The 2,573-nt window shown below is 35.7% G+C and carries 4 protein-coding genes; all 4 read right to left on the bottom strand.

Annotated elements, in window-relative coordinates; all coding sequences use genetic code 11:
- Window positions 1-872, bottom strand: an 872-nt coding sequence (arsB, locus tag A9Q93_RS03030) for an ACR3 family arsenite efflux transporter (protein ID WP_303685904.1), incomplete at its 3' end; no start/stop codon positions are given.
- Window positions 873-875: 3 nt separating this feature from the next.
- Window positions 876-1,490 carry a protein-tyrosine-phosphatase gene (locus A9Q93_RS03025; RefSeq protein ID WP_303685903.1) on the bottom strand — a complete coding sequence of 205 codons (615 nt, stop codon included), beginning with the start codon at window positions 1,488-1,490 and terminating at the stop codon, window positions 876-878.
- A gap of 10 nt (window positions 1,491-1,500) precedes the next feature.
- On the bottom strand, window positions 1,501-1,968 hold the full coding sequence (locus A9Q93_RS03020) for a DUF6428 family protein (RefSeq protein WP_303685902.1): 468 nt from the start codon (window positions 1,966-1,968) through the stop codon (window positions 1,501-1,503).
- A 48-nt stretch (window positions 1,969-2,016) separates the two neighbouring features.
- Window positions 2,017-2,349 (bottom strand): helix-turn-helix transcriptional regulator, encoded by a 333-nt coding sequence (locus A9Q93_RS03015; protein ID WP_015362017.1) that lies wholly within the window; start codon window positions 2,347-2,349, stop codon window positions 2,017-2,019.
- Window positions 2,350-2,573 lie beyond the last annotated feature (224 nt).

Raw genomic sequence — 2,573 nt, 5'->3', positions numbered from 1 at the left:
GCTGCGGTAAAAGAAATGGCTACATTCTCGCTGTACGTCGCACCACGGTATTTACTTATAAAGAACCCTATTAAGAACATTACAATAAAATAAATCATTAATGGAACAGCGATCAACAACACATCAAACGGAATCTCAACAATTAATTCTCCTTTAAGCGAAAACATCAAAACAATAGTAAGCAATAACGCCACTAACGTAATGGGTGAAATAGCTGGAATAAAAACGTTTTCATACCAGTCTTTACCCTTTGCTTTTACTAAGAAATAGCGACTCAATATTCCCATGAGAAAAGGAATTCCTAGATAAATCGCAACACTTTCTGCAATGGTGGAAATCGAGATATCTACAATTGCACCGTCAAAACCAAAATAAGGTGGCAACACCGTAATAAACAACCACGCATAAAAGGAATAACCGAAAACTTGGAAAACACTGTTTAAAGCTACTAATCCTGCCCCATATTCTGGAGAACCATCGGCTAGGTCATTCCACACTAATACCATAGCAATACAACGTGCTAAACCTATTAAAATAAGACCAACCATATATTCTGGATGGTTTTGAAGGAAAATCAGCGCAAGCGCAAACATTAAAACAGGACCGATAATCCAGTTCAACAACAGTGAGATGCTTAATATTTTAGTGTTCTTAAAAACCTTAGGTAAGAGTTTATAATCGGCTTTTGCGAGTGGTGGATACATCATCAGAATCAATCCTATAGCAATGGGAATATTTGTTGTTCCAGAGCTCATAGAATTGATATAATTTGCCATATCAGGAATCGCATAGCCTAATCCTACACCTATCGCCATGGCAAGAAAGATCCATAAGGTTAGGTATTGATTGAGGAAAGAGAGTTTTTTCTTCATGATTTAGCGTGTTGTAACATTAGAAAAAACATACTTCATTTCAGTAGCAATTTGTGTGCTGCGTTCTTCATAAACGGCTTCTTGCTCTGGTGTACTATCGCTAACTTTTGGGTCTAAATACGTAATACCTACTCTTTTTTCTGCTCCGGGAATAAATGGACAATTTTCTGATGCATGATCACAAGTCATAACAGCCACAAAGTTTTCGGTAGGATTTTCTTTATGATCAAATAGTTTTGAAAACGCGGTAATAGGTGGCATCACCTCACTATATTCTAAATAATATTTAGGATTATCCTTCTTCTTTTTTTGAGTAAAATCAAGGCCTTGTATTTTTAATGTATCTAAAACTTTAGGATATACGGCAGTTGTTTCTGTACCTCCAGAAAAGCAATGAACATCCGGCACATCATAGAAGCGAGCCGCTATTTGTGCCCATATTTGACATAAATGACTGCGTCTCGAGTTGTGCGTACAAATAAAAGTTAACTGCGCCTTTTGATGCTTGTTGAGACTTTCATTTACATAATTAGTAAGCTGGTCTAGTTCTCGCTTTCGCGAAAGCGGAATAGAATCAACATCTAATCCATCTAGGAAATTTTTGATCGGTAAAAACATAGCTATAGATTTAACAACAACCAGAGCCTGGAGCACAAGAATTTTGCGCTTGGATTTCTGATAATTTCATTTTAGGTTTTTCTTGAGGTATGCCACAGGCATCTTTTGCTAGGCAATCAGTCATTTTATTAATAAGTGTAAAAGAAGTACCGTTAAAATCGATACCATATTTACCTATGGTACCGGCTTGATATTCTACTTCAATTTCTGCATCTGGAAGGCTCAATTTATTTTTAGACAGCTCGATAATCTGGACTAGTTTTTCTGGGTGTAATCTATGATCATAATCATTTGCTTCCCATAATTGAAAATTAATCACTGTTTCAAGTCGCTCTTTACCGCCACAATCGATAAAATGTTTGATGACCTTACCTACTTCAGTAACGTGAAAATGACTTGGAACGAGATCACCTGATGGTAGTGTAAAACTGATCTTTTCTTGTCCAGCTAGAATTTGAGAAAATTGAGAGAGTTTCATATCCTTTTTGTTTAATTGCAATATTACGATTAATATTTGTAAATTTTTTTAACAGCACTTATTTAAAGTAGCAGCATCGAGGTTTAATATAGGGGAAAGCAAGTTCTTCATTAATAACCAATTTTGATGATCGATACAATAACAAACACTTGTGCCCTCGACACTGCCTTTAATAAGTCCTACTGTTTTTAATTCTTTTAAATGTTGGGAAATGGTGGGTTGTGCGAGACCTATCTCATTTACAATATCGCCGCACACACAGGAATCTATAGAAAATAAATACTCAATAATAGCTATTCTAGCAGGATGCGCTAAGGCTTTTGCCATGCGTGCTACTTGATTTTGAGCATCGGTAAATTTTTCTGATTTAGTAACTCCCATATTTATTCATCGCAAATTTACAATAAAAAATATAGCTGTCTAAGAAGTTGCATTTTATTGATTATCAATTTTGGTGATGTACAATTCTACACGACGGTCTAGTTTATCAATACCACCGAGAGGTTTTTTGCGACCAAAACCTTTGTATTTCATTCGGCTATAATTTACGCCGCGTTTTCTTAAAATCTGGAAAATGGCTTTAGCTCGATCAAAGGAAAGATTTG

It is taken from the genome of Nonlabens dokdonensis (assembly GCF_002162835.1).
Classification (GTDB): Bacteria; Bacteroidota; Bacteroidia; order Flavobacteriales; family Flavobacteriaceae; genus Nonlabens; species Nonlabens dokdonensis_B.
This window is presented reverse-complemented; position numbering and strand designations above follow the sequence as displayed.

Excerpts from the sequence above, each read along its gene's own strand:
- A9Q93_RS03025 (WP_303685903.1), bottom strand. The coding sequence starts at position 1,490 with ATGTTTTTACCGATCAAAAATTTCCTAGATGGATTAGATGTTGATTCT.
- A9Q93_RS03020 (WP_303685902.1), bottom strand. The coding sequence starts at position 1,968 with ATGAAACTCTCTCAATTTTCTCAAATTCTAGCTGGACAAGAAAAGATC.
- A9Q93_RS03015 (WP_015362017.1), bottom strand. The coding sequence starts at position 2,349 with ATGGGAGTTACTAAATCAGAAAAATTTACCGATGCTCAAAATCAAGTA.